This is a genomic window from Ancylobacter sp. FA202 (genome assembly GCF_000380205.1).
GTDB lineage: Bacteria > Pseudomonadota > Alphaproteobacteria > Rhizobiales > Xanthobacteraceae > Ancylobacter.
The window spans coordinates 4685867-4705810 of sequence record NZ_KB904818.1 but is presented as its reverse complement, the minus strand read 5'-3'; the positions used below and the strand labels follow the sequence as shown (position 1 = coordinate 4705810).

Here is a 19944-nt window from a genome sequence, read left to right as displayed (position 1 = left end):
CGTGGGAAGCCTTTAGGATGCGCGGGAGAACAGGCGGAAGAAGTTCTGCGTCGTCAGCGCCGCGATCTCGTCGAAGGAAACGCCGCGCGCCTGGGCGAGTATATGGGCGGTTTCCACGACATAGGAAGGCTCGTTGCGCTTGCCGCGATGGCTGTTGGGCGCGAGATAGGGCGCGTCCGTCTCCACCAGCACCCGGTCGGCCGGCAGGCTGGCGGCGATCTCGCGCAGCGGCGCGCCTGACTTGAAGGTGAGGATGCCGGAGAACGAGACATAGCCGCCCAGCGCCACGGCGCGACGGGCGAGCTCCGGCCCGGCGGTGAAGCAGTGCAGCACGAAGCCGAAGGCGCCCTTCCCGCTTTCCTCTTCCAGGATCGCCGCCACATCCTCATCCGCGTCGCGGGCGTGGATCACCAGCGGCAGGCCGGTGCGGCGCGCCGCCTCGATATGCAGGCGGAAGCCGGCGGCCTGCGCGTCGCGCGGGGCGGTGTCGTAGTGATAATCGAGCCCGGCCTCGCCGATGGCCACCACCTTGGGATGGTCGGCGGCGGCGAGCAGCTCGTCGAGCGTTACGTCGGCTTCCTCGCCGGCATTGTGCGGGTGGGTGCCGACCGAGCAGAACACATCGTCGAATCGCTCGGCGATCGCCCTCACCTGCCCGGAGCGGCGTACGCGGGTGCCGATGGTGACGAGGCGGCCGACGCCGGCCGCACGGGCCCGCGCGACCACGTCGTCAAGCTCGGCGGCGAAGTCCGGAAAGTCGAGATGGCAGTGGCTGTCGACGATCATGAGGCGGCCGGCGCCTCGGGCTCGACATAGCGCGGGAACACCCCCACGGGGGCTGGGAGTGCCGTGCCGCCTTCGAGACGGCCGGCCTCGCCGAGGTGGGCGAAGCTGCGCGCATCGTCGGGAACAGCCAGAAGATCCAGCAGCTTGCCGGCGCTTGTTGGAATAAAGGGCTGCGCCAGCAACGCGACCTGCCGCACCACTTCGGCCGTCGTCCACAGCACGCTGCCGAAGCGGTCGGGCGCGGTCTTGCGCAATTCCCACGGCGCGGCGCCGGCGAAATAGCGGTTGGCGTCCGCCACCACCGCCCAGATCGCGGCGAGCGCGTTGTGGATCTGCTGGCCTTCCATCGCCTCGCGCACCTTGGCGCCCATGGCGTCGGCGCTGGCGAGGATCGCCGCGTCATCCTCCGACAGCGGGCCGGGGGCAGGCAGCGCGCCGCCCAGATTCTTGGCGATCATCGACAGCGATCGCTGGGCGAGGTTGCCCAGATCATTGGCGAGGTCGGCATTGGTGCGGGCGACAATGGCGTCGTGGCTGTAGGAGCCGTCCTGGCCGAAGGGAATTTCGCGCAGCAGGAAATAGCGCAGCGCGTCGACACCATAGGCGCGGGCAAGGTCGAACGGGTCGATGACGTTGCCGACCGACTTCGACATCTTCTCCCCGCGATTATGGATGAAGCCGTGCGCGAACACGGTTTTCGGCGGCTCGATCCCCGCCGACATCAGGAAGGCCGGCCAGTACACCGCGTGGAAGCGGATGATGTCCTTGCCGATGATGTGGAGGTTGGCCGGCCAGTAGCGCTGGAAGCTCTCGCTCGCCGTGTCGGGATAGCCGACGCCGGTGATGTAGTTGGTGAGCGCGTCCACCCACACATACATCACATGGTCCGGGTCGCCCGGCACCGGGATGCCCCAGGAGAAGGTGGTGCGGCTGATCGAGAGGTCCTGCAGCCCGCCGCGCACGAAGCTTGTCACCTCGTTGCGGCGCACCTCGGGCCGGATAAAGTCCGGATGGGCGTCGTAATAGTCGAGCAGCTTCTGCTGATAGGCGGATAGGCGGAAGAAATAGCTCTTCTCCTCGGTCCATTCCACCGGCGTGCCCTGCGGGCCGAGGCGCACGCCGTCCGGGTTAACCGTGGTCTCATCCTCGGCGTAATAGGCCTCGTCGCGCACCGAGTACCAGCCGGAATAGGCGCCGGCATAGATGTCGCCGCTCTCCACCATGCGCTGCCAGATCGCCTGGGTGGAGGCGATGTGGTCGGCATCGGTGGTGCGGATGAAGCGGTCATAATCGACGCCGAGCAGCGCATCCATCTCCTGGAAGCGGGTGGCGTTCTTCGTCGCCCATTCCAGCGGCGTCAGCCCCTGCTTTTCCGCCGTCTGCGCCATCTTCAGCCCGTGCTCGTCCGTGCCGGTCAGGAAGAAGACGTCATAGCCGTCCAGCTTCTTGAAGCGGGCCAGCGCGTCCGAGGCGATCTTCTCATAGGCGTGGCCGATATGGGGCGCGCCATTGGGGTAGTCGATCGCGGTGGTGATGTAGAAGGCGGGTCTCACGGCGGTTTCCTGCGGGGCGGCCGGCCGGCGCGCGATCAGGGGCGCAGGGCCTCGTTGAGCGACGCGAAGATCCGGAGGACGAGGGTCTTGCGGTCGAGATTATAGACATCGGCGTCGACCGCAGCGCGGCGAACCTTCTCCCACACCTCCGGGAGGCGTGCAAGACGAACGCGCGCCGTCTGCCGGCGCCCGGTGGCATGGTCGCTGATCCAGCCCTCAACCGTGCCGACAAACGCCTCAAGCGCCCCTCCCCGGTCGCCGGCCAGCTTTTCGCCGAGCGTGTGCAGTGACTTGGGGTCGACATTGGGCAGCGCGTCGAGCAGCACGGTGGTGGCGTTGCGCACGGCGAGGCCATCGCCCTCCATCAGGCTCAGTGCCTCGCGCACGCTGCCCCCGGCCGCGTGCGCCGCCTCCGCAAAGCGGCTGTGGTCCAGCGTGGGCATGTGAGCGCTCAGGCCCTCCAGCGCCGCCACCACCTGCCCGTCCGACAGCGCCCGCAGCGGCACCATGCGGCAGCGCGAGCGGATGGTGGGCAGCAGCCGGCCCGGCGCGTGGCTCACCAGCAGGAACAGCGCGCGGTTGGGTGGCTCCTCCAGCGTCTTCAGCAGCGCATTGGCGCCCTGCGCGTTCATCTCGTCCAGCGTGTCGACCACGCAGACCCGCCAGCCGCCAAGCGCCGCCGTGGAGCCGAAGAAGCTGCGCACCCGGCGCACCGTCTCGGCGGGAATCATCGAGGGCAGCTTGCCGGCATCATTGGGGGGGCGCCGCAGCACCAGCAGGTCGGGATGCGAGAGCGCCGCCACCTGCCGTGCCGTGGGGTGGTCGGGATCGATCGCGATCGAGTGCGCCGGCGCGGCGCCGCCCGAGAGCACGAAGCGGGCGATGGCATAGGCCAGCGTCGCCTTGCCGATGCCCTCCGCCCCGCCGATCAGCAGCGCATGCGGCAGGCGCCCGGCGTCCCAGGCGGTGCGGACCATCGCCTGCGCCTCCTCATGGCCGATGAGGTGCTGCGTCTCGCGCGGGGCCGGCGCGGTGCCGAAACGGTCGCCTTCCAGCGGGGCAGCGTCCTTCATGAGCGGCGTCTCCGGCGCGCGGCGGGCAGCTTCAGCCGGGCCGACACCGCCTGCCAGATCGCCTCCTCCACCGTGTCGGCGTCGCGGCTGGCGTCGATCAGCGCGCAGCGTTCCGGCTCGCTCATTGCCAGCGCGCGAAACGCCTCGCGCAGGGCGCGGTGGAAGCTCAGCCCCTCGCTCTCGAAGCGGTCGGCATCGCGGCCGGAGCGGGCGGCGGCGCGGGCGAGGCCTTCCTCGGCGGGAAGGTCAAGAATGAGCGTGAGGTCCGGCCGCGTCTCGCCCACCGTCACCTCCTCCAGCGCGGCGATGAGGCGCGGATCGACATTGCCGAGCGCGCCCTGATAGACGCGGGTCGAATCGGCGAAACGGTCACACACCACCCATGCCCCGCGCGCCAGCGCCGGGCGGATGGTGGCGTCGAGATGGTCGGCGCGGGCGGCGGCGAACAGCGTCGCCTCGGCCAGCGGCCCCAGCGGCTTGGCGGCGCCGGACAGGATGAGATGGCGCATGATCTCGGCGCCGGTGGAGCCGCCGGGCTCGCGCGTGCCGACGGCGTCGACGCCCGCCGCCTGGAGCCGCGCCAGCAGCCGGCGCAGCTGCGTCGATTTCCCCGCCCCCTCCCCGCCTTCCAGCGTGATGAAGCGGCCGGTCGGAACCGGCCTTGCGGCGGCGCGGCTTGCCGGCTTGGTCGCGGGCTTGGTCGCGGGCTTGGTCGCGGGCTTGGCGGTCGCCTTGCCCGCCGTCTTCGCGGGTTTGGGAGGTGCCTTCGCGGATTTCGGTGCCGCGCTTTTCGCCGCCTTTGCCGGCGTCGGCTCGGCCTTCGCCTTCCCCTTGGCCGATCCCGCCTTTGCCGACCGCTTGGCGGTGGGCTTGGCGGTGGGCTTGGCGGCGCTTTCGGCGGTGGGGCTTGCCGGGGCGGGGGCGTTTGCGGGCGGCGACGTGCGGGAGGGCATGCTCAGCCGGTCAGCTTGGCGTAGCCCTGGCGCAGCAGGCTCACCACCAGTTCATAGGCGCCGTCCATCGCCCGGCGCCAGAGCGGGCCGGCCGGCACCGTCTCGGCCGCCACCAGCGGCACGTCGAGGGCCAGCTGCTCGCCGCGATAGACCATCAGCCGCGCCAGCTCCGCGCCCTTTTCCACCGGCGCGGCGATCGGCCCCTCGAAGCGGATGCGGGCCACCAGCTTCTCGTCGCCATTGCGCGGAATCAGCACCCGGATCGGCCCGTCGCTGGTCAGCGGCGCCCCGTTGCGCGCGCCGCCATAGAGCGTCGCCTCGCCGACAATCTGGCCGGGCTCGAACAGGGTGCGCGATTCGAACGAGCGGAAGCCCCATTCGAGCAGCCGGCGGGCGTCGTCGGCCCGCTCCTTCTCGCTCTTGGCGCCCATGATGACGACGACGAGCCGCTGCCCGTTCTGGATCGCTGATCCGACGAGGTTGAAGCCGGCATCCTTCTGGTAGCCGGTCATGAAGCCATCCGCGCCAAGACTCATGCCCAGCAGCGGGTTGCGGTTGTTCTGCCGGATCTTGTTCCAGAGGAAATCCGGTTCGCTGTAGATCTTATAGAGGTCGGGATAGTCGCGGATGATGTGGGTGGCGACCTTCGCCATGTCGCGCGGCGTCGTCTTCTGGTCGGGGTCGGCGAGGCCGCTCACATTGACGAACAGCGAGCCGGTGAGGCCGAGGCGCTTGGCCTCCTGGTTCATCTTCACCGTGAAGGCCAGCTCATTGCCGGAAATGCCCTCGGCCAGCACGATGGCGCCGTCATTGCCGGAGGGAATGATGGCCCCCCGCAACAGGTCGCTGACCTTGATGGTGCTGTTGACGGCGGCGAACATGGTGGAGCCGCCCGAAGGGGCCCCTCCCCGTCGCCAGGCATATTCGCTGACCTTGAATTCCTGGTCCTGCGACAGCCGCCCGGAGGTGATCTCGCCGAACACCACGGCCATGGTCATCAGCTTGGCGATGCTGGCGGGCGGGCTGGGCGTGTCGGCGGCGCGCTCGAAAAGCACCGAGCCGCTGTCGAAATCGAGCAGAATCGCCTGCGGCGCGGCGATCTCGGGCGCGGTCTGTGCCTGTGTGGGGGTGATGCTGGCGACGACAATGAGGGCTGCCGACAGCCCGAGGACCGCGCGCGCTGCATCGGCGAAACGGCGGCCCGGGAACAGGATGCGCAACAGGCTCACGGTCGATCCTCCCCGGCTTCGGGCAGAGTTAACAGCCGCGCGCCGCCGCCGCAATGCGACAGCGACGCCGGGCTTGCCAGAACGCAGGCGGTCGGAAGACCTCAGTACAGCCCGCGACCCATATCGGTCGCGCCCTCGGTGCCGGTCGGGGCATAGCCCATCACCGGTTGCGGACCGACAATCCAGCCGGTCGGCGCGCTGGCCGCCTGAGCGGGGGCGGTGCGGATCGGCGGCTGCAGGCTGGCGACCTGCACGCCCGGGGCGGGAGCGGCGGCCTTGGCACGCTTGGTGGGGGGCGTTGCCGGGGTCGCTGCCTGGCGCGGGGCCGGCAGCGCGGCGGCCACCACGGCCGGGCGCGGCGTGCTGGTGCCGCGCACCGGCGCGAGCGGCGCGGCGGCCGGCTCGGCATAGGCCTGCGCCACCTGCTGGTCGTCGACGGGCTCGCCGAGATCGAAAGGCCGGCTCGGCGGCAGCGGCACATTGGCGGCGGTCAGGCCACGCATCGAGCCGGCGGAGGCGACCATGACGGCCGGCGCCTCGGCGGGCTTGCCGTTCATGCGCAGGGTCGAGGCGAGCTGGATGTCGTCGGAGCCTTCCAGCGGCGCCTTGCCGATATAGTCGACACGCACCCGGGCGGTGCCGGTGGACTTGAAGCCCAGCATGTCGGCGGCGCGGTGCGAGACGTCGATAACCCGGTTGCCGTGATAGGGGCCACGGTCATTCACCCGCACCACCATGGACCGGTTATTCGCCAGGTTGGTGACGCGGACATAGGACGGCATCGGCAGCGTCGGGTGCGCGGCGGCGATGGAATGCATGTCGAAGACTTCGCCATTGGCGGTCAGCCGGCCATGGAAATCGTCGCCATACCAAGAGGCGAGGCCCTCGGCCCGGTAGTTCTTCGGCTCGGTCGGCACATAGGTCTTGCCGGCCACCACATAGGGCTTGCCGACGCGATAGGTGCCGCCGCCCTTGGGCACGGGCTGGCCGGCGGCGACGACGCGCGGGCTGGCGGAAACGCCGTATTTCGGGTCGATCTTGCTCGTCAGCTTGGTGCCGCCGCTGCAATTGGCGACCAAAAGGCCAATGCCGCACAGCGCCGCGATCCGGCTGAACCGGACGAATGCCTCACCTGCCGCGCAGCGGCCGGAAGCATTGGCAAGAGCAGGATATTTCCCCATTCACCCCGAACCGTCTGTGAGCGCCGTCTGCCCCGAAAAACCGGGAGCGGAACCGACGCACCGCACTCAAGATCTCCGGCAAGATACCGGCTATCCGACTTCGTGTCTCTCAGGAGGCTGTCTGAGTGAGGCGAAAATGCGGCGCATCGCTTGGCATGGTGAACGAAGTGTAAGTGACCAAGCGGCAACGACATTTTCGCGCGGCCGCGCCCAAGCCCCCGATCGGTGCCACGGCACCCCTGCCCGATTTCGGCCGCGTGGCCGCTCGGGAGCGGTCACATCATCCGCAGCCGGCCAGTGGTGCCGACCGGCGAGGTGGAGAGATATTGGATCGAACAGCGCACCAGTTCGGGCAGGCTGGTGGCGCCCAGCTTGGCCTTCAGCGCCGAGCAGGTATTGGCGACGGTCTTGTAGCTGATGCCCAGCTCGTCGGCGATGTGGGTGTAGTCCTTGCCCTCGGCCAGCAGCGACAGCGTCTGCAGCTCGCGCGGGGTGATGTCGGCGAGCGGCGCGGTCTTGCGCGAGCCGAGCATGGCCACCTGCAAGGCGAGGTCGTGGCTCATATAGGGCTGACCCTTGCGCACCCGCTCGAAGGCTTCCAGCAGCGCGCCCGAAGAGGTGTCCTTGAGCACATAGCCATTGGCCCCCGCTTCCAGCGCGCGGCTGGCGATGACGGGGTCACCATGCATGGAGAAGACGAGAATGGGGGTGCGGGCATCCTGCATCCGCAGGCGGCGCACCAGCACCAGCCCGCTCAGGCCGTTGCCCTGCAAGGCGAGGTCGACGATGACGACATCCGGCTTCTCGCGGCGGAACAGGCGATAGCCCGCCAGCACGGTGGAGGCCTCCAGCACCCGCTCCACGCCCGCATCCTCCAGCAGCCGCCGGCAGCCCTGGAGCACGATGGGGTGGTCGTCGATCACGAGGGCGCAGGTCATTGGGCGGCGAGCCTTTCCGGAGCGGCCGAGAGGCCGAATTCAGTGGGGTGGGCGGGAATGGCCACGTCGATTCGGGTCCCGCTCGGCACGGCCGCAACGATACTCCATTTGCCGCCGAGGGCGCCGATGCGCTCTTCCATGCCGATAAGCCCGAAGCCATGTGGCGCGTCGTCGGCGATGCCGGTGCCGTCATCCTCGATGGTCAAGTCGATCCGGCCCGCCCGGCGATCGGCCCGCAGGCTGATGGCGATGTTGCGGGCGTCGCCATGGCGCAGCGCGTTGGTCACGGCTTCCTGGATGCAGCGATAGAGGGTGATGTCGACGCTGTCGCCATAGCGCTCGGCCAGCCCCTCGGTGGCGAGGGTGATGCGGCGGCCGGGCGAATGACTCTCGAAATCGGCCACAAGATCGGCCAGCACCGCCGCCAGCGGCACATGGCCGAGCGCCATCGGGCGGATCTTGCGCAGCAGGCGACGGTTCAGACACTGAATGCGGTTGAGAATATCGGCCATGGTGGCGATTCGCTCGCCCATGCGCTGGCCCAGCGCCGGCTCGGCGCGGGCGGTGAGGCGCTCGATCGATTCGAGATTGGCGCGCAGCCCGAACACGCAGGGGCCCAGCTCGTCGTGGAGATCGGAGGCGATCTGCCGGCGCTCATCGTCCTGCACGCTCACCAGCCGCTCATTCAGCCGGGCATTGTCGCCGCGTGCCGCCTTCAGCGCGGCGCCGAGCGCGTTGAAACGATCGGCGATCAGCGCCAGCTCGCGCACCCGGGGCGTGGCGAGCCGGTGCTCGAAGCGGCCCGCCTCCAGCTCATGCAGGCCGGCCGAGAGGGTGCGCAGCGGCATCAGCAGCCGGCCGAGCACGAGATAGAGCGCGACCAGAATGGCGATGTTGACCGCCGCCGCCAGCACAGCGAGGTCGGACATGTCCTCCCACACCTCGGCGATCTCGTCGGAGGCTTCGCCGGCGACGCGCACCTGCCCCACACGGGCGCCGTTCTCGACGATGGGAATGAGGCTCTCCTGGCCTTCCACCGACACCAGCCGGGTGAACCAGCCGGGCACGTCGCCCTCGTGTTCCTCCTCGTCCGCTTCCGCCGGGGCGATGTCCAGCGCGTTGCCGGCCTGGTCCTCGATCCGGATGCGGACATGGCGCAGCCCGCTGATGTGGAGCGGCAGCTGGGCCAGAGAGCCGGTGGCGCCCTCGGCGCTGGCCAGGCGCTCGACCGTTTCCTGCACGAAGCGCTCGGCCACGGCGAGCGAGGACAGCATTTCGGCCTCGGTGGCGCGCCTTGCATTGGCGATGATGACGACCACGGCCAGCAGCGCGGCGCACAGATTGATGGCGACCACGGCGGTCAGCACCTGGGCGCGCAGCGAATGGCGCTGCCACCAGCCGAACGAGGCCGGGCGCGACGGCCCCCCGGGTGCCGAAGGGGTGTTGCCAGTGATGCCGGCCGCGATTTTGGCCGCGTTTCGGGCAGGGGTCACGGCGCGGGATTCCCCGATTTGAGAGCCGGCTCGTCGGCCAGCGCCGCCAGCGCGGCGGTGCGGTCGAGGCCCTGGGTCCGCAGATTATAGTAATGCTGGCACAGATCGCTGAAGCCGGCGCGGGACCCCTTCCCGGCGAGGGTGGAGAAATCGGCGATGATCTCGCGCGCCTTCTCGCGGATGCCGATCTCGGCCAGCATGGTTTCGAGCTGCACGGCGCGGTTGGCGATCATCCGGCCGGTCTCGCCGAAGCGGCCGTCAGCCTCGGCCAATACGCCCTGCCATTCCTTTGCCGCCGGCGCGTTCGCCGCGACATCGGCCCCGGCGTCGCGGCTGGCGAGCCACACATCCGGCTCAGTGTCGTCGGTGGGCTGCAGCCAGGTCTTGCGCGCGACGGCATCGCTTTCCGGCGCGGTGACGCGCTCGCGCTTTTCCGGCTCGCTCTCCCCCGGACAGCCGGCGAGAGCGAAGGCCAGGACGGCGCTCAGCGCGAGGCGCAAAAGAGAAAAGGGCGATGTGTTCATTTATACTTATGAACTTCTTATGAGATTGGCCGCAACGACGGTCGACAACAGTAGCTCTCCGGCGGCACCGGCGCCAGCGTCATCGTGGAAGCGCCGGGCCGGTTTGGCGCAAACAGCGTCAACCCGCTGATAGGGAACCATTTTCGGTGGATTTCGGCAAGGGTTCCGGGAGGCATGGGTGAATTATCTGTGGGTACGGGAAGAAGTTCCCGCCCCGAATTTCCATTCTGCCTAAAGACAATAAATCCGCAGACAGCGAACAATACTCCCAGAACAGCCAATGTTCTTAGAAAATCATAAGAATTCTCCGCCGATCCCAAAGACAAGCTCATGGAACTGCCCACCCATGAGAGGGCACGGCGAGGGATAAAAGAGACCCGCACGTCGACGGCAAAGCCGGGGCGCAGCGGGACGGCCTGGGAAGTAGGAAACGCGAGGGAAGACCCAATGAGCCGACTGCACACTTCGGTGTCCGCGCTCTCTGTCGCCGCCGTGATGGCGGCCGCGGTGAGCCTCGGCGCCTCGGCGCCGGCGGTTGCCAACGACAAGCTCGTCGAGCTGTCGAAGAGCACCGACAATTGGCCGATGACCGGCAAGAACTACAACGCCAACAATTACAGCGAGGCGAACCAAGTCACCAAGGAGAACGTCAAGCAGCTTCGTCCTGCCTGGTCGTTCTCCACCGGCGTGCTGTCGGGCCATGAGGGTACCCCTCTCGTCGTCGACGGCGTGATGTACATCCACTCGCCCTTCCCCAACACGACCTTCGCGGTCGGGCTGGACGATCCGGGCAAGATCCTCTGGCAGCACAAGCCGAAGCAGAACCCGACCGCCCGCGCGGTGGCCTGCTGCGACGTCGTCAACCGCGGCCTCGCCTATTGGCCCGGCAACGGCACGGTCGGCCCGCTGATCATCAAGACCCAGCTCGACGGCCATGTGGTCGCCCTCAACGCCAAGACGGGCGAGGAATACTGGAAGCTCGAGAACTCCGACATCAAGGTCGGCTCGACGCTCACCATCGCTCCCTATGTCGTCAAGGACCTGGTGCTGATCGGCTCCTCCGGCGCCGAGCTCGGCGTGCGCGGCTACGTCACCGCCTATGACATCGCCACCGGCGCCCAGAAGTGGCGCGCCTATGCGACCGGCCCGGACGAGGAAGTGCGCCTCTCCGACGACTTCAACAGCGCCAACCCGCATTACGGCCAGAAGGGCCTGGGCAAGGCGACCTGGGAAGGCGAGGCCTGGAAGATCGGCGGCGGCACCAATTGGGGCTGGTACGCCTTCGACCCGGACACCAACCTCTTCTACTACGGCTCGGGCAACCCGGCGCCGTGGAACGAGACGATGCGTCCGGGCGACAACAAGTGGACGATGACCATCTGGGGTCGCGACATCGACACCGGTAACGCCAAATTCGGCTACCAGAAGACCCCGCACGACGAGTGGGACTATGCCGGCGTCAACGTCATGATGCTCTCCGAGCAGCAGGACAAGGAAGGGAAGATGCGCAAGCTTCTGACCCATCCCGACCGTAACGGCATCGTCTACACGCTCGACCGCACCAATGGCGACCTCGTCTCGGCCGACAAGATCGACGACACGGTCAACTGGGTGAAGAAGGTCGACCTGAAGACCGGCCTGCCCGAGCGCGATCCGGAATTCGGGACCCGCATGGACCACAAGGGTCGCGACATCTGCCCCTCGGCGATGGGCTACCACAACCAGGGACATGACTCCTACGATCCGGAGCGCAAGTCCTTCTTCATGGGCATCAACCACATCTGCATGGATTGGGAGCCCTTCATGCTCCCCTACCGTGCCGGCCAGTTCTTCGTCGGTGCGACCCTGTGGATGTATCCCGGCCCGAAGGGTGATCGCCAGACCTATGAAGGTCTCGGTCAGGTGAAGGCCTATGATGCCATCAACAACAAGTTCAAGTGGCAGGTGATGGAACGCTTCGCGGCCTGGGGCGGCACGCTCGCCACCGCCGGCGGCGTGATGTTCTACGGGACGCTGGACGGCTTCATCAAGGCGCGTGACAGCGACACCGGCGAGCTGCTGTGGAAGTTCAAGCTTCCCTCCGGCGTGATCGGCCACCCGATGACCTACACCCATGACGGCAAGCAGTACGTCGCCATCTATTACGGCGTCGGTGGCTGGCCGGGTGTCGGCCTGGTGTTCGACCTGAACGACCCGACCGCCGGCCTCGGCTCGGTGGGCGCCTTCAAGCAGCTCCAGCACTACACCCAGATGGGTGGCGGCGTGATGGTGTTCTCGCTGAATGGCGATGGCCCCTACAGCGACCCGAACGTTGGTGAATACTCGACCAACGTGATCCAGGGCGGCGGCTGATACCGCCAGACAAAGCCGCCCGTCGCGTGTCTCGCGGCGGGCGGCGATGTCGCCGAAAGGCACAGCGTCCGAGAGGGCTCTTCGTCCGCTGTTACCTGCCGTGACGAGGAAGGGGCGGCGGGTGCCTGCAAGCGGCCCGCCTCCCCTGCCCCACAGGATCCCCGACCTCGAAATTTCGTCCAGGAGGACTCCCCATGTCCACGCGACAGGTCGTCAGCCGGCTTGCCATTGCCGCCGGTCTCGCTTTTTCCGGTTTCGCCATTGCCGGGCTTGCCGACGCCGCGACCGTCGAGGCCGACAAGGCCGCGGGCCGCAATCCCCATGAGCTGCGCATCTGCGCCTCGAATGTCGAGGCGCCCTTCTCCGCCCCCGATTCCAGCGGATTTGAAGACCGCATCGGCGTGGTGCTCGCCCAGGCCATGGGCCGCAAGCCAGTGTTCGTGCGCAACGACCAGCCGGGCATCTATCTGGTGCGCGACCAGCTCGACAAGAATAATTGCGACGTGGTGATGGGCGTCGATGTCGGCGACGAGCGGGTGCTCGTCTCCAAGCCCTATTACCGCACCGGCTATGTGCTGGTGACCAAGGCCGACCGCAACATCACCGCCAGTGACTGGGAAGACCAGCAGATCAAGGACCAGACCCGCTTCGCGGTGCGGTTCTATTCGCCGGCCGAGACCATGCTCAAGCGCATTGGCCGCTTCGAGGACAACGCGGCCTACATGTACTCGCTGGTCAACTTCAAGTCGCGCCGCAACCAGTGGATCCAGGTGCCGGGCGACCGCATCGTGACCGAGGTCGCCAGCGGCGAGGCCGATGTCGGCATCGCCTTCGCCCCGGAAGTGGCGCGCTATGTGAAGTCCTCGTCGACGCCGCTGCGGATCACCGTGATCACCAAGGACATCGACCGGCCGAACGATGCGCCGATCCCGATGCATTACGACCAGGCGGTCGGCGTGCGCAAGAACGATCCGGAACTGCTCAAGGAGATCAATGCGGGGCTTGAGAAGGCGCGCCCGCAGATCGAGCAGATTCTGACCCAGGAAGGCATTCCGCTGCTTGAGCCGAATACCTGACGGCTGTTTCCGACGCACCGCGTGTCTGCCGGGCCGCGGTGCGCCCCTGATCTCTTGCTGTGAACAAGGTTCGATGACGAAGACGATTTTCACCAAGAAAGCGGCCGCGCTGCTGCTCGCCGGGGCCCTCGGGGCCGGTCTGGTCGGGTTCGGTGCCCGCGCCGCGATCATGCTGAGCAACACCGTCACTGGCCAGCCACTCGACCTTTCCGAGGCGCCGGAAGAGGGCCGCGACACCAAGGCGGTGAAGGTCTTCCTGGAAACGGGCAAGAACATCTACAACGAGGATCCCGTCTGCCTGCCGAAGGCGCACGAGATCTTCCTGTCGATGTGCTCGGGCTGTCACGGCCATTATGGCGAGGGCAAGATCGGCCCCGGTCTCAACGATTCCTACTGGACCTATCCCAAGAACGAGACCGACCAGGGCTTGTTCGAGACGGTGTTCGGCGGTGCGAATGGCCAGATGGGCCCGATGTATGGCGCGCTGAACATGAACGAGATGCTGCTCGCCATGTCCTGGGTCCGGCATCTCTACAAGGACGATCCGAAGGGCGCGGTGTGGCTCACCGACGAGCAGCGCAGCACGTTCAAGCCCTTTGACGCGAACGCCAAGCACGTAGAGCCAGCCGAAGAGCTGCCCGAAGCGTGCGGCGGGCCGGCGGGCTGAACCGCGCCGGTCGAAGACGGGTGGAACACGACCAGGAGACTGAACATGAGCATCATCGACCGTAGCGTTGCCTTCGCCTTGACCCTCGCCGGCGCCGGCGCGCTGAGCCTCGCCATGATGGGCGGGGCGAGCGCCTATGACGGCACCAACTGCAAGGCCCCCGGCAATTGCTGGGAAGCCAAGCCGGGCTATCCCGACAAGGTGGCCGGCTCCAAGTACGACCCCAAGCATGATCCGAAGGAGCTGAACAAGCAGTCGGAATCGATCAAGGCGATGGAAGCGCGCAACGCCCAGCGTGTCGCCAACTTCGAGAAGACCGGCAAGTTCGTCTACGACGTGAGCAAGATTCCGAACTGACGGTTTCGGGCACGGCTTTGCTTTTCGAGAACCCACTTGCGGGCGGACGTCATTCTCCTGTCCGCCCCGCGATCCTCCGGGCAAGCCGCCCGGTTTGTGGGCAACTGGCGCGGCCGACGCCGAACGGGTTCGCCCCGTCCGGCGTGGGCCGCGCCCTTTTCCGGCACATGCGGCCCTCGCGCCCGGCCGCCTGAAAGGCTTCCCGATGCATCTTGTCCGAGATCCCGACTCCGTGCTGTCGGACTGGCATGCCCATGCGCTGCGTTTCGAACGCGAGATCGGCAAGGTGGTGCTGGGGCAGGAGCGGGTCATCCGCCTGCTGACCATCGCCACCTTCGCCCGTGGCCATGTGCTGCTGGAAGGCGATGTCGGCGTCGGCAAGACCACGCTGCTGCGGGCCATGGCCCGGGCCATTGGCGGCGCCTTCGAGCGCATCGAGGGCACGATCGACCTGATGCCGGGCGATCTGGTCTACCACGCCCATCTCGGCGAGGACGGCAAGCCGCGCATCGATCCCGGCCCGCTGCTGCGGCAGGGCGAGGACCTCTCGATCTTCTTCTTCAACGAGATCAACCGCGCCCGTCCGCAGGTGCACGCCCTGCTGCTGCGGCTGATGGCGGAGCGCTCGGTCTCCGCCTTCAACCGCGAATACCGCTTCCCGCATGTGCAGGTCTTCGCCGACCGCAACCGGGTGGAGCGTGAGGAGACGTTCGAACTGCCCGCCGCCGCCCGCGACCGCTTCCTGATGGAGGTGCAGGTGGTGATGCCGCAGGCCGATGAGGCCCGCCGCAGCCTGGTCTTCGATCCGCGCTTCCATGACGTCGATACGCTGCTGATGGATGTGGAAAGCGGCGTGCTCGACCCGGAGGCGCTCGGCACCGTGGCGCGCGCCATCCAGATCGGCGTCCAGGCCAGCCCGGCGCTGGAGGCCTATACGCTGGCGCTCTGGGACGCGGTGCGTCGCCCCCAGGCGCTCGGCCTCGCCATTGACGGCGTCGACATCAACCGGCTGGTGCAGGGCGGGGCCAGCCCGCGCGGCATGAGCTATCTCATCCGCGCCGCCCGCGTCCGCGCCTGGATGGAAGGGCGCGACATGGTGGTGCCGGAGGATCTGCGCGCCGTGTTCCCCGAGGTGATGGCGCACCGCATCTTCATCGATCCGGTCTATGAAATGCGGCGCGAGCCGATCGTCGCCGCCCTCATCGCCGGCGTGTTCGAGAGAGTGCCGGCGCCATGAAGTGGCCCGCCGGCGCCGGTTCGTCTGCCGAGGTGCGGCCGGTCGACAGGCACCCTGACGACCTGCGCCCTGACGACCTGCGCCCCCTTCCCTATCGCCTACGCTGGCGGCCGGAGGGCATTTTTCCCGGCGCCCATCCCGGGCGTGGCGAAGGCTCGGAGGGCGAGTTCCGCCGCCATGTCTCGCTGCTGCGCCAGCCTGATCCGCGCCGCATCGATCTGCGCGTCTCGCTGCGCGATCCGCATGGCGAGCTGCATGTGCGCCAGTTCGCGCCGCGCCGCTCGGTGCCGGTGGCGACGCTGGTCGATCTGTCCGGCTCGATGCGCTTCGGCGAGGCGGTGGCGGGACGGGTGGCGGATCTGTGCGCGCTGCTGGCGCTCTCCGCCGTGCGCTCGGGCGACAATTTCGTGCTGTTCGGCTGCGATGAAGGGGTGAACGAGGCCGCCAGCCTGCCGCTGTCGCGCCGGCGTGGGCTGGAGGAAGAGGTGCGCCAATGCCTCATCGGCGCCCAGCCGCGCGGCACCGGCGCTGCCGGCCTGTTCGAGGCCGCCGGGCGCCTGCCGGGCCGCAGGTCACTGGTGTTCCTGGTCTCCGATTTCCTGATGCCCATGGCCGAGATCCAGCGCCTGCTCGACGCGCTGTGGCGGCACGATGTCATCCCGGTGGTGGTGCGCGACGGCGCGCTGGAGGAGGGCCTGCCGCATTGGGGGTTGATCGAGCTCGGCGACCTGGAAACGGGTGCGGCGCGGCTGGTGTTCATGCGCCCCGGCCTGCGGGCCCGCTGGCTGCGCGCGGCGCGCGAGCGGCAGGAGGCGCTTGCGGCGCTGTTCTCCCGCCGTGGGCTGCGCCCGGTCGATCTCAAGGACGCGCTCGACACGGACGCGCTGGCCCAACGACTGATGGAGGGCTGAATGGGGCGGCTTGCGCGCATCCTTTCCACGCTGGGCCTCTTGGCGACGCTCGTTCTGCTGGCACTGCCCACCGCCCCGGCGCTGGCGCAGCTGCGCGGGGTGGAGCTGTACGCGCCGCGCGGCTTCGGCCATGTCATCGGCGACACGCTCACCCTCAGCGCCGACATCGCGCTCGACGCGCCCTTCGTGCTGGACCCCGCCTCGCTGCCGCCGCCGCGCGCACTGAACTACTGGCTCGACCTGCGCGAGGTGCGGCTCAAAGACCATGGCGTGAGCGAGGGCGTGCACCGCTACACGCTCGATCTGGTCTACCAGACCTTCTATGCGCCGCTGGAGCCGCGCCGGCTGACCATCCCCGCCGTGGCGCTGTTCGCCATCGAGGGCGAGCGGCGGGTGCCGGTGCAGGTGCCGGCCTGGTCGTTTTTAATGTCGCCGCTGCGCGAGATCGTTGCCACCGGTCCGGGGCCGGCGATGGCGCTGCGGCCGGATATCGCGCCGCCCGCGCTGCCGACGGCCGGCCTCCTGCGCGGGCTGGCGCTCGCCCTCGGTGTGGCGCTGCTGGCCCTGCTGCTGCTCGCCTGGCAGATGGGCTGGGGCCCGTTCGGGCGGCGGCGTGCGCGCCCCTTCGCCCGGGCGGCGCGGGCGATACCCTCGACGCTCGCCACCGCTCCCGGCGATCCTGTGCAGGCCGCCTCGCGCTATGTCCAGGCGCTGCAGGCACTGCACCGCGCCTTCGACGCCACCGATGGCAAGGGCGTGTTCGCCGAGGATCTGCCCGGCTTTTTCGAGCGCCATGCCGCCTTCCGGGCGGCGGAGGCGGAGGTGCGGCGTCTGTTCGCCGCCTCGCGCCGGGCGTTTTTCGGCGCCGACCCCGCCGGAGCGCAGCGCGAATTGCCGCCCGATGAGCTGGTGGCGCTGGCGCGTCGCCTGCGCGCGGTCGAACGGGGTACGGCATGAACGCCGCCGGCGCCTTCTGGGAGGGGCTGACGCGCGGCTGGGGCGTCGATCACCCCGCTATGCTGGCGCTGCTTCTTCTCGCTTTGCTGCCGCTGGTCGCCTCGGCGTTCCGCCGTCGCGGCATTGCCTCCGCCGGGCTGGTGCCGGACGATCCGCTGTCGCGGGCGGTGGGCGTCGGCCTGCGGCTGGCCGGCGCGGTGGCGATCGTGGCGCTGGTGCTGGGCCTTGCCGGCCTGCACCGGCGCGAGCAGAGCGTCGAGCGCGAGGGCACCGGCGCCCATCTGGTGCTGCTGCTCGACCGCTCCTCCAGCATGGACAACAGCTTCGCCGACCGCGCGCCGACCGGCGACCAGGAATCGAAGTCGGCCGCCGCCAAGCGGCTGCTGGCGGAGTTCGTCGCCCGCCGCCCGCATGACCGCATCGCGGTCGCTGCCTTTTCCACCTCGCCCATGCCGGTGCTGCCGCTGACCGACCATCACGAGGTGGTGGACGCGGCGATCGACGCCATCGACCGGCCGGGCCTTGCCTTTACCGATGTCGGGCGCGGGCTGGCGCTGGCCTTCTCCTATTTCGCCGACGACACGGACGAAGCCTCGCGCGCCGTGCTGCTGGTGTCCGACGGCGCGGCGCTGATCGACCGGCGGGTGCAGGAGGCGCTGCGCGACGCGGCGGCGCGCACGCCGGTGCATCTCTACTGGCTGTTCCTGCGCTCGCGCGGCGCCCAGGGCATTTATGACGCGCCGGCCTCCGGCGACGATTCCGCCCAGGCCAATCCCGAGCGCCATCTGCATCTGTTCCTGCAGAGCCTGGGCGTGCCCTACCGCGCCTTCGAGGCGACCAGCCCGCAGGCGGTGGCGCAGGCGATCACCGAAATCGACCGGCAGGAGACGCGGCCGATCCGCTATGTCGAGCGCATTCCGCGCCGCGATCTGGTCCGCCCCGCCTTTCTCGTCGCCGCCATCGCGGTCGCCCTGCTTCTGGCCGCCAAGCTGGCCGAGCGGCAGCTGCGCCCCGCCGGACGGGGCGCCAAGGAGAGCACCGACGCCATCGACCTGAGGAGGGCAGCATGAGGACACGGCGCCTGGCGCTCATCGCCACCCTTGCCCTGCTGGTCGCCAGCCTGGCGGCGGCCGGCTGGCTGGCGACGCGGCTGTTCGTGGTCGAGCGCGACAATGGGCTGATCGCCTCGCTGGCCGCCGGCCACGATCTCGCGATCAGCGCCGAGGACCCGCCGGCGCTGCTGTTCGCGCGGCTGCATTTCCTCACCACGCGCGACCGGCTGGACGAGGCGCAGCCGCTGCTCAACCGGCTGGCGGCCGGCGAGGACCGCCGCCTTGCCGTCGCGGCGCTGTACGACATGGCCAATGCCCGGCTGCGCGTCGCCTTCAGCCATCTGGAATCCAACCGCATCGACCCCGCCATCCCGCTGGTGCGGCTGGCCAAGGACAATTACCGCCGCGCGCTGGTGCTCGATCCCGGCTTCTGGGACGGCAAGTACAATCTCGACATCGCCATGCGGCTGGTGCGCGATTTCCCGCAGATCGACCTTGAGGGCGAGGAGTTGCCGCCTGACGCGGTGAAGAAGCTCTGGACCGATCTGCCCGGCCTGCCGAGGGGGCTGCCATGAGCAGGGCGGTCGCCGGGAAGGCGGGGGGAAAAGTCGCGTCCGGGCAGGGGATCGACCGGCAGGGCGGCCTGCGGCGGGACTGGCGTTTCTGGTTGCTGCTGGTGGCGCTGCTCGCCATCATCGCCGCGCTGTTCGCCCCGCGCATCGTCCAGACCGGCACGGTGCGTGACGCCGTGCTGGTGATCGACGTCACCGGCAGCATGAACGTGCGCGACGCACAGAGCCGGGGGGCGCCGGCCACCCGCCTCGATGCCGCCAAGCGCGGCGCCCGCGACATACTGGCCGGCCTGCCCTGTGGCTCGCGCCTCGGCCTCGGCATCTTCACCGAGCGGCGCAGCTTCCTGCTCTTCGAGCCGGCCGAGGTGTGCGAAAACTTCGCCGCCATCGCCGGCTCGATCGACGATCTGGACTGGCGCATGGCCTGGGAGGGCGACAGCTATGTCGCGCGCGGTGTCCATTCCGGTCTCGCCATGGCCGCCGGCCTGAAGGCCGATCTTCTCTTCATGACCGATGGGCATGAAGCGCCTCCCCTGCCCGGCGGCGCGCTGCCGACCTTCGACGGCAAGCCGGGCGAGGTGGCCGGGCTGCTCATCGGCGTCGGCGGCGTCGATCCCTCGCCGATCCCGAAATTCGACCAGGATGGGCGCGAGACCGGCTTCTACGCCGAGGAGGACGTGCCGCAGGAAAACCGCATGGGGCCTCCGCCCGAGGATGCCGCCTCGCGCGCCGGCTGGAACCCGCGCAACGCCCCCTGGGGCAGCGAAGCGGCGACCGGCACCGAGCATCTGAGCGCCCTGCGCGAGGAACATCTGCGCGCACTCGCCGCCCAGACCGGGCTTGGCTACATCGCGCTCGGCAATGCTGGCGGGCTGCTCGCCGCCGTGGAGGCCGACACAAGGCCCCGGCCGGTGGAGATGCGTGTCGACACCGCCGCCATCCCCGCCGCGCTGGCGCTGTTCTGCCTCGCGCTGCTGTTCGGGCTCGGCGCCACCACCTCTCGGCGGCCCGAGAAACTCCCCACTCGATAAAG

The 19944-nt window shown here is 68.9% G+C and carries 19 protein-coding genes; 10 read left to right on the top strand and 9 right to left on the bottom strand.

Translation table 11 applies throughout. The features are described from left to right. Positions 1 to 12: 12 nt before the first annotated feature. From A3M1_RS0121930 to A3M1_RS0121890, 9 genes are all read right to left on the bottom strand, one after another. On the bottom strand, positions 13 to 786 hold the full coding sequence (locus tag A3M1_RS0121930) for a TatD family hydrolase (RefSeq protein ID WP_018391133.1): 774 nt from the start codon (positions 784 to 786) through the stop codon (positions 13 to 15). Next, entirely contained in the window at positions 783 to 2339 is a 1557-nt protein-coding gene (gene metG, locus A3M1_RS0121925) for a methionine--tRNA ligase (protein ID WP_018391132.1), read from the bottom strand. Before metG ends, A3M1_RS0121930 begins: the two co-directional genes overlap by 4 nt. A 35-nt stretch (positions 2340 to 2374) precedes the next feature. After that, entirely contained in the window at positions 2375 to 3412 is a 1038-nt protein-coding gene (locus A3M1_RS0121920; RefSeq protein WP_018391131.1) for a DNA polymerase III subunit delta', read from the bottom strand. Continuing rightward, the gene (tmk, locus tag A3M1_RS0121915; protein WP_245261908.1) at positions 3409 to 4050 is read right to left on the bottom strand and encodes a dTMP kinase; all 642 of its coding nucleotides are present in this window, start codon (positions 4048 to 4050) and stop codon (positions 3409 to 3411) included. The genes A3M1_RS0121920 and tmk overlap by 4 nt, the downstream gene beginning before the upstream one ends. Before the next feature lie 317 nt (positions 4051 to 4367). Beyond that, positions 4368 to 5594: a D-alanyl-D-alanine carboxypeptidase family protein gene (locus tag A3M1_RS0121910; protein WP_018391129.1), complete on the bottom strand. Its 1227-nt coding sequence runs from the start codon at positions 5592 to 5594 to the stop codon at positions 4368 to 4370. Between the two features lie 101 nt (positions 5595 to 5695). Continuing rightward, positions 5696 to 6775 (bottom strand): septal ring lytic transglycosylase RlpA family protein, encoded by a 1080-nt coding sequence (locus tag A3M1_RS0121905; RefSeq protein WP_018391128.1) that lies wholly within the window; start codon positions 6773 to 6775, stop codon positions 5696 to 5698. Between the two features lie 275 nt (positions 6776 to 7050). Continuing rightward, on the bottom strand, positions 7051 to 7713 hold the full coding sequence (locus A3M1_RS0121900; RefSeq protein WP_018391127.1) for a response regulator transcription factor: 663 nt from the start codon (positions 7711 to 7713) through the stop codon (positions 7051 to 7053). Continuing rightward, positions 7710 to 9206, bottom strand: coding sequence for an ATP-binding protein (locus A3M1_RS0121895; protein ID WP_018391126.1), 1497 nt, complete (start codon positions 9204 to 9206; stop codon positions 7710 to 7712). Before A3M1_RS0121895 ends, A3M1_RS0121900 begins: the two co-directional genes overlap by 4 nt. Beyond that, positions 9203 to 9730 carry a hypothetical protein gene (locus A3M1_RS0121890; protein ID WP_245261812.1) on the bottom strand — a complete coding sequence of 176 codons (528 nt, stop codon included), beginning with the start codon at positions 9728 to 9730 and terminating at the stop codon, positions 9203 to 9205. The genes A3M1_RS0121895 and A3M1_RS0121890 overlap by 4 nt, the downstream gene beginning before the upstream one ends. A 447-nt stretch (positions 9731 to 10177) precedes the next feature. On the opposite strand from A3M1_RS0121890, the gene A3M1_RS0121885 reads away from it, so the two are divergent. From A3M1_RS0121885 to A3M1_RS0121840, 10 genes are all read left to right on the top strand, one after another. Then, a complete protein-coding gene (locus A3M1_RS0121885; protein WP_018391124.1) occupies positions 10178 to 12082 on the top strand; it encodes a methanol/ethanol family PQQ-dependent dehydrogenase in 1905 nt (634 codons plus the stop codon). 194 nt (positions 12083 to 12276) lie between these two features. Beyond that, positions 12277 to 13158 carry a methanol oxidation system protein MoxJ gene (gene moxJ / locus A3M1_RS0121880; protein ID WP_018391123.1) on the top strand — a complete coding sequence of 294 codons (882 nt, stop codon included), beginning with the start codon at positions 12277 to 12279 and terminating at the stop codon, positions 13156 to 13158. Positions 13159 to 13231: 73 nt separating this feature from the next. Further along, positions 13232 to 13825, top strand: coding sequence for a cytochrome c(L), periplasmic (moxG, locus tag A3M1_RS0121875; RefSeq protein ID WP_018391122.1), 594 nt, complete (start codon positions 13232 to 13234; stop codon positions 13823 to 13825). Positions 13826 to 13870: 45 nt separating this feature from the next. Then, on the top strand, positions 13871 to 14182 hold the full coding sequence (locus A3M1_RS0121870) for a methanol dehydrogenase [cytochrome c] subunit (protein WP_018391121.1): 312 nt from the start codon (positions 13871 to 13873) through the stop codon (positions 14180 to 14182). Positions 14183 to 14387: 205 nt separating this feature from the next. Beyond that, on the top strand, positions 14388 to 15419 hold the full coding sequence (locus tag A3M1_RS0121865; RefSeq protein ID WP_018391120.1) for a MoxR family ATPase: 1032 nt from the start codon (positions 14388 to 14390) through the stop codon (positions 15417 to 15419). Continuing rightward, positions 15416 to 16330 carry a DUF58 domain-containing protein gene (locus A3M1_RS0121860; protein ID WP_018391119.1) on the top strand — a complete coding sequence of 305 codons (915 nt, stop codon included), beginning with the start codon at positions 15416 to 15418 and terminating at the stop codon, positions 16328 to 16330. Before A3M1_RS0121865 ends, A3M1_RS0121860 begins: the two co-directional genes overlap by 4 nt. Beyond that, positions 16331 to 17287: a hypothetical protein gene (locus A3M1_RS0121855; RefSeq protein WP_018391118.1), complete on the top strand. Its 957-nt coding sequence runs from the start codon at positions 16331 to 16333 to the stop codon at positions 17285 to 17287. Continuing rightward, positions 17284 to 18357 (top strand): vWA domain-containing protein, encoded by a 1074-nt coding sequence (locus tag A3M1_RS0121850; RefSeq protein ID WP_018391117.1) that lies wholly within the window; start codon positions 17284 to 17286, stop codon positions 18355 to 18357. Before A3M1_RS0121855 ends, A3M1_RS0121850 begins: the two co-directional genes overlap by 4 nt. Beyond that, positions 18354 to 18914: a hypothetical protein gene (locus A3M1_RS0121845; protein ID WP_018391116.1), complete on the top strand. Its 561-nt coding sequence runs from the start codon at positions 18354 to 18356 to the stop codon at positions 18912 to 18914. Before A3M1_RS0121850 ends, A3M1_RS0121845 begins: the two co-directional genes overlap by 4 nt. Continuing rightward, entirely contained in the window at positions 18911 to 19942 is a 1032-nt protein-coding gene (locus A3M1_RS0121840; protein ID WP_018391115.1) for a vWA domain-containing protein, read from the top strand. The genes A3M1_RS0121845 and A3M1_RS0121840 overlap by 4 nt, the downstream gene beginning before the upstream one ends. Positions 19943 to 19944 lie beyond the last annotated feature (2 nt).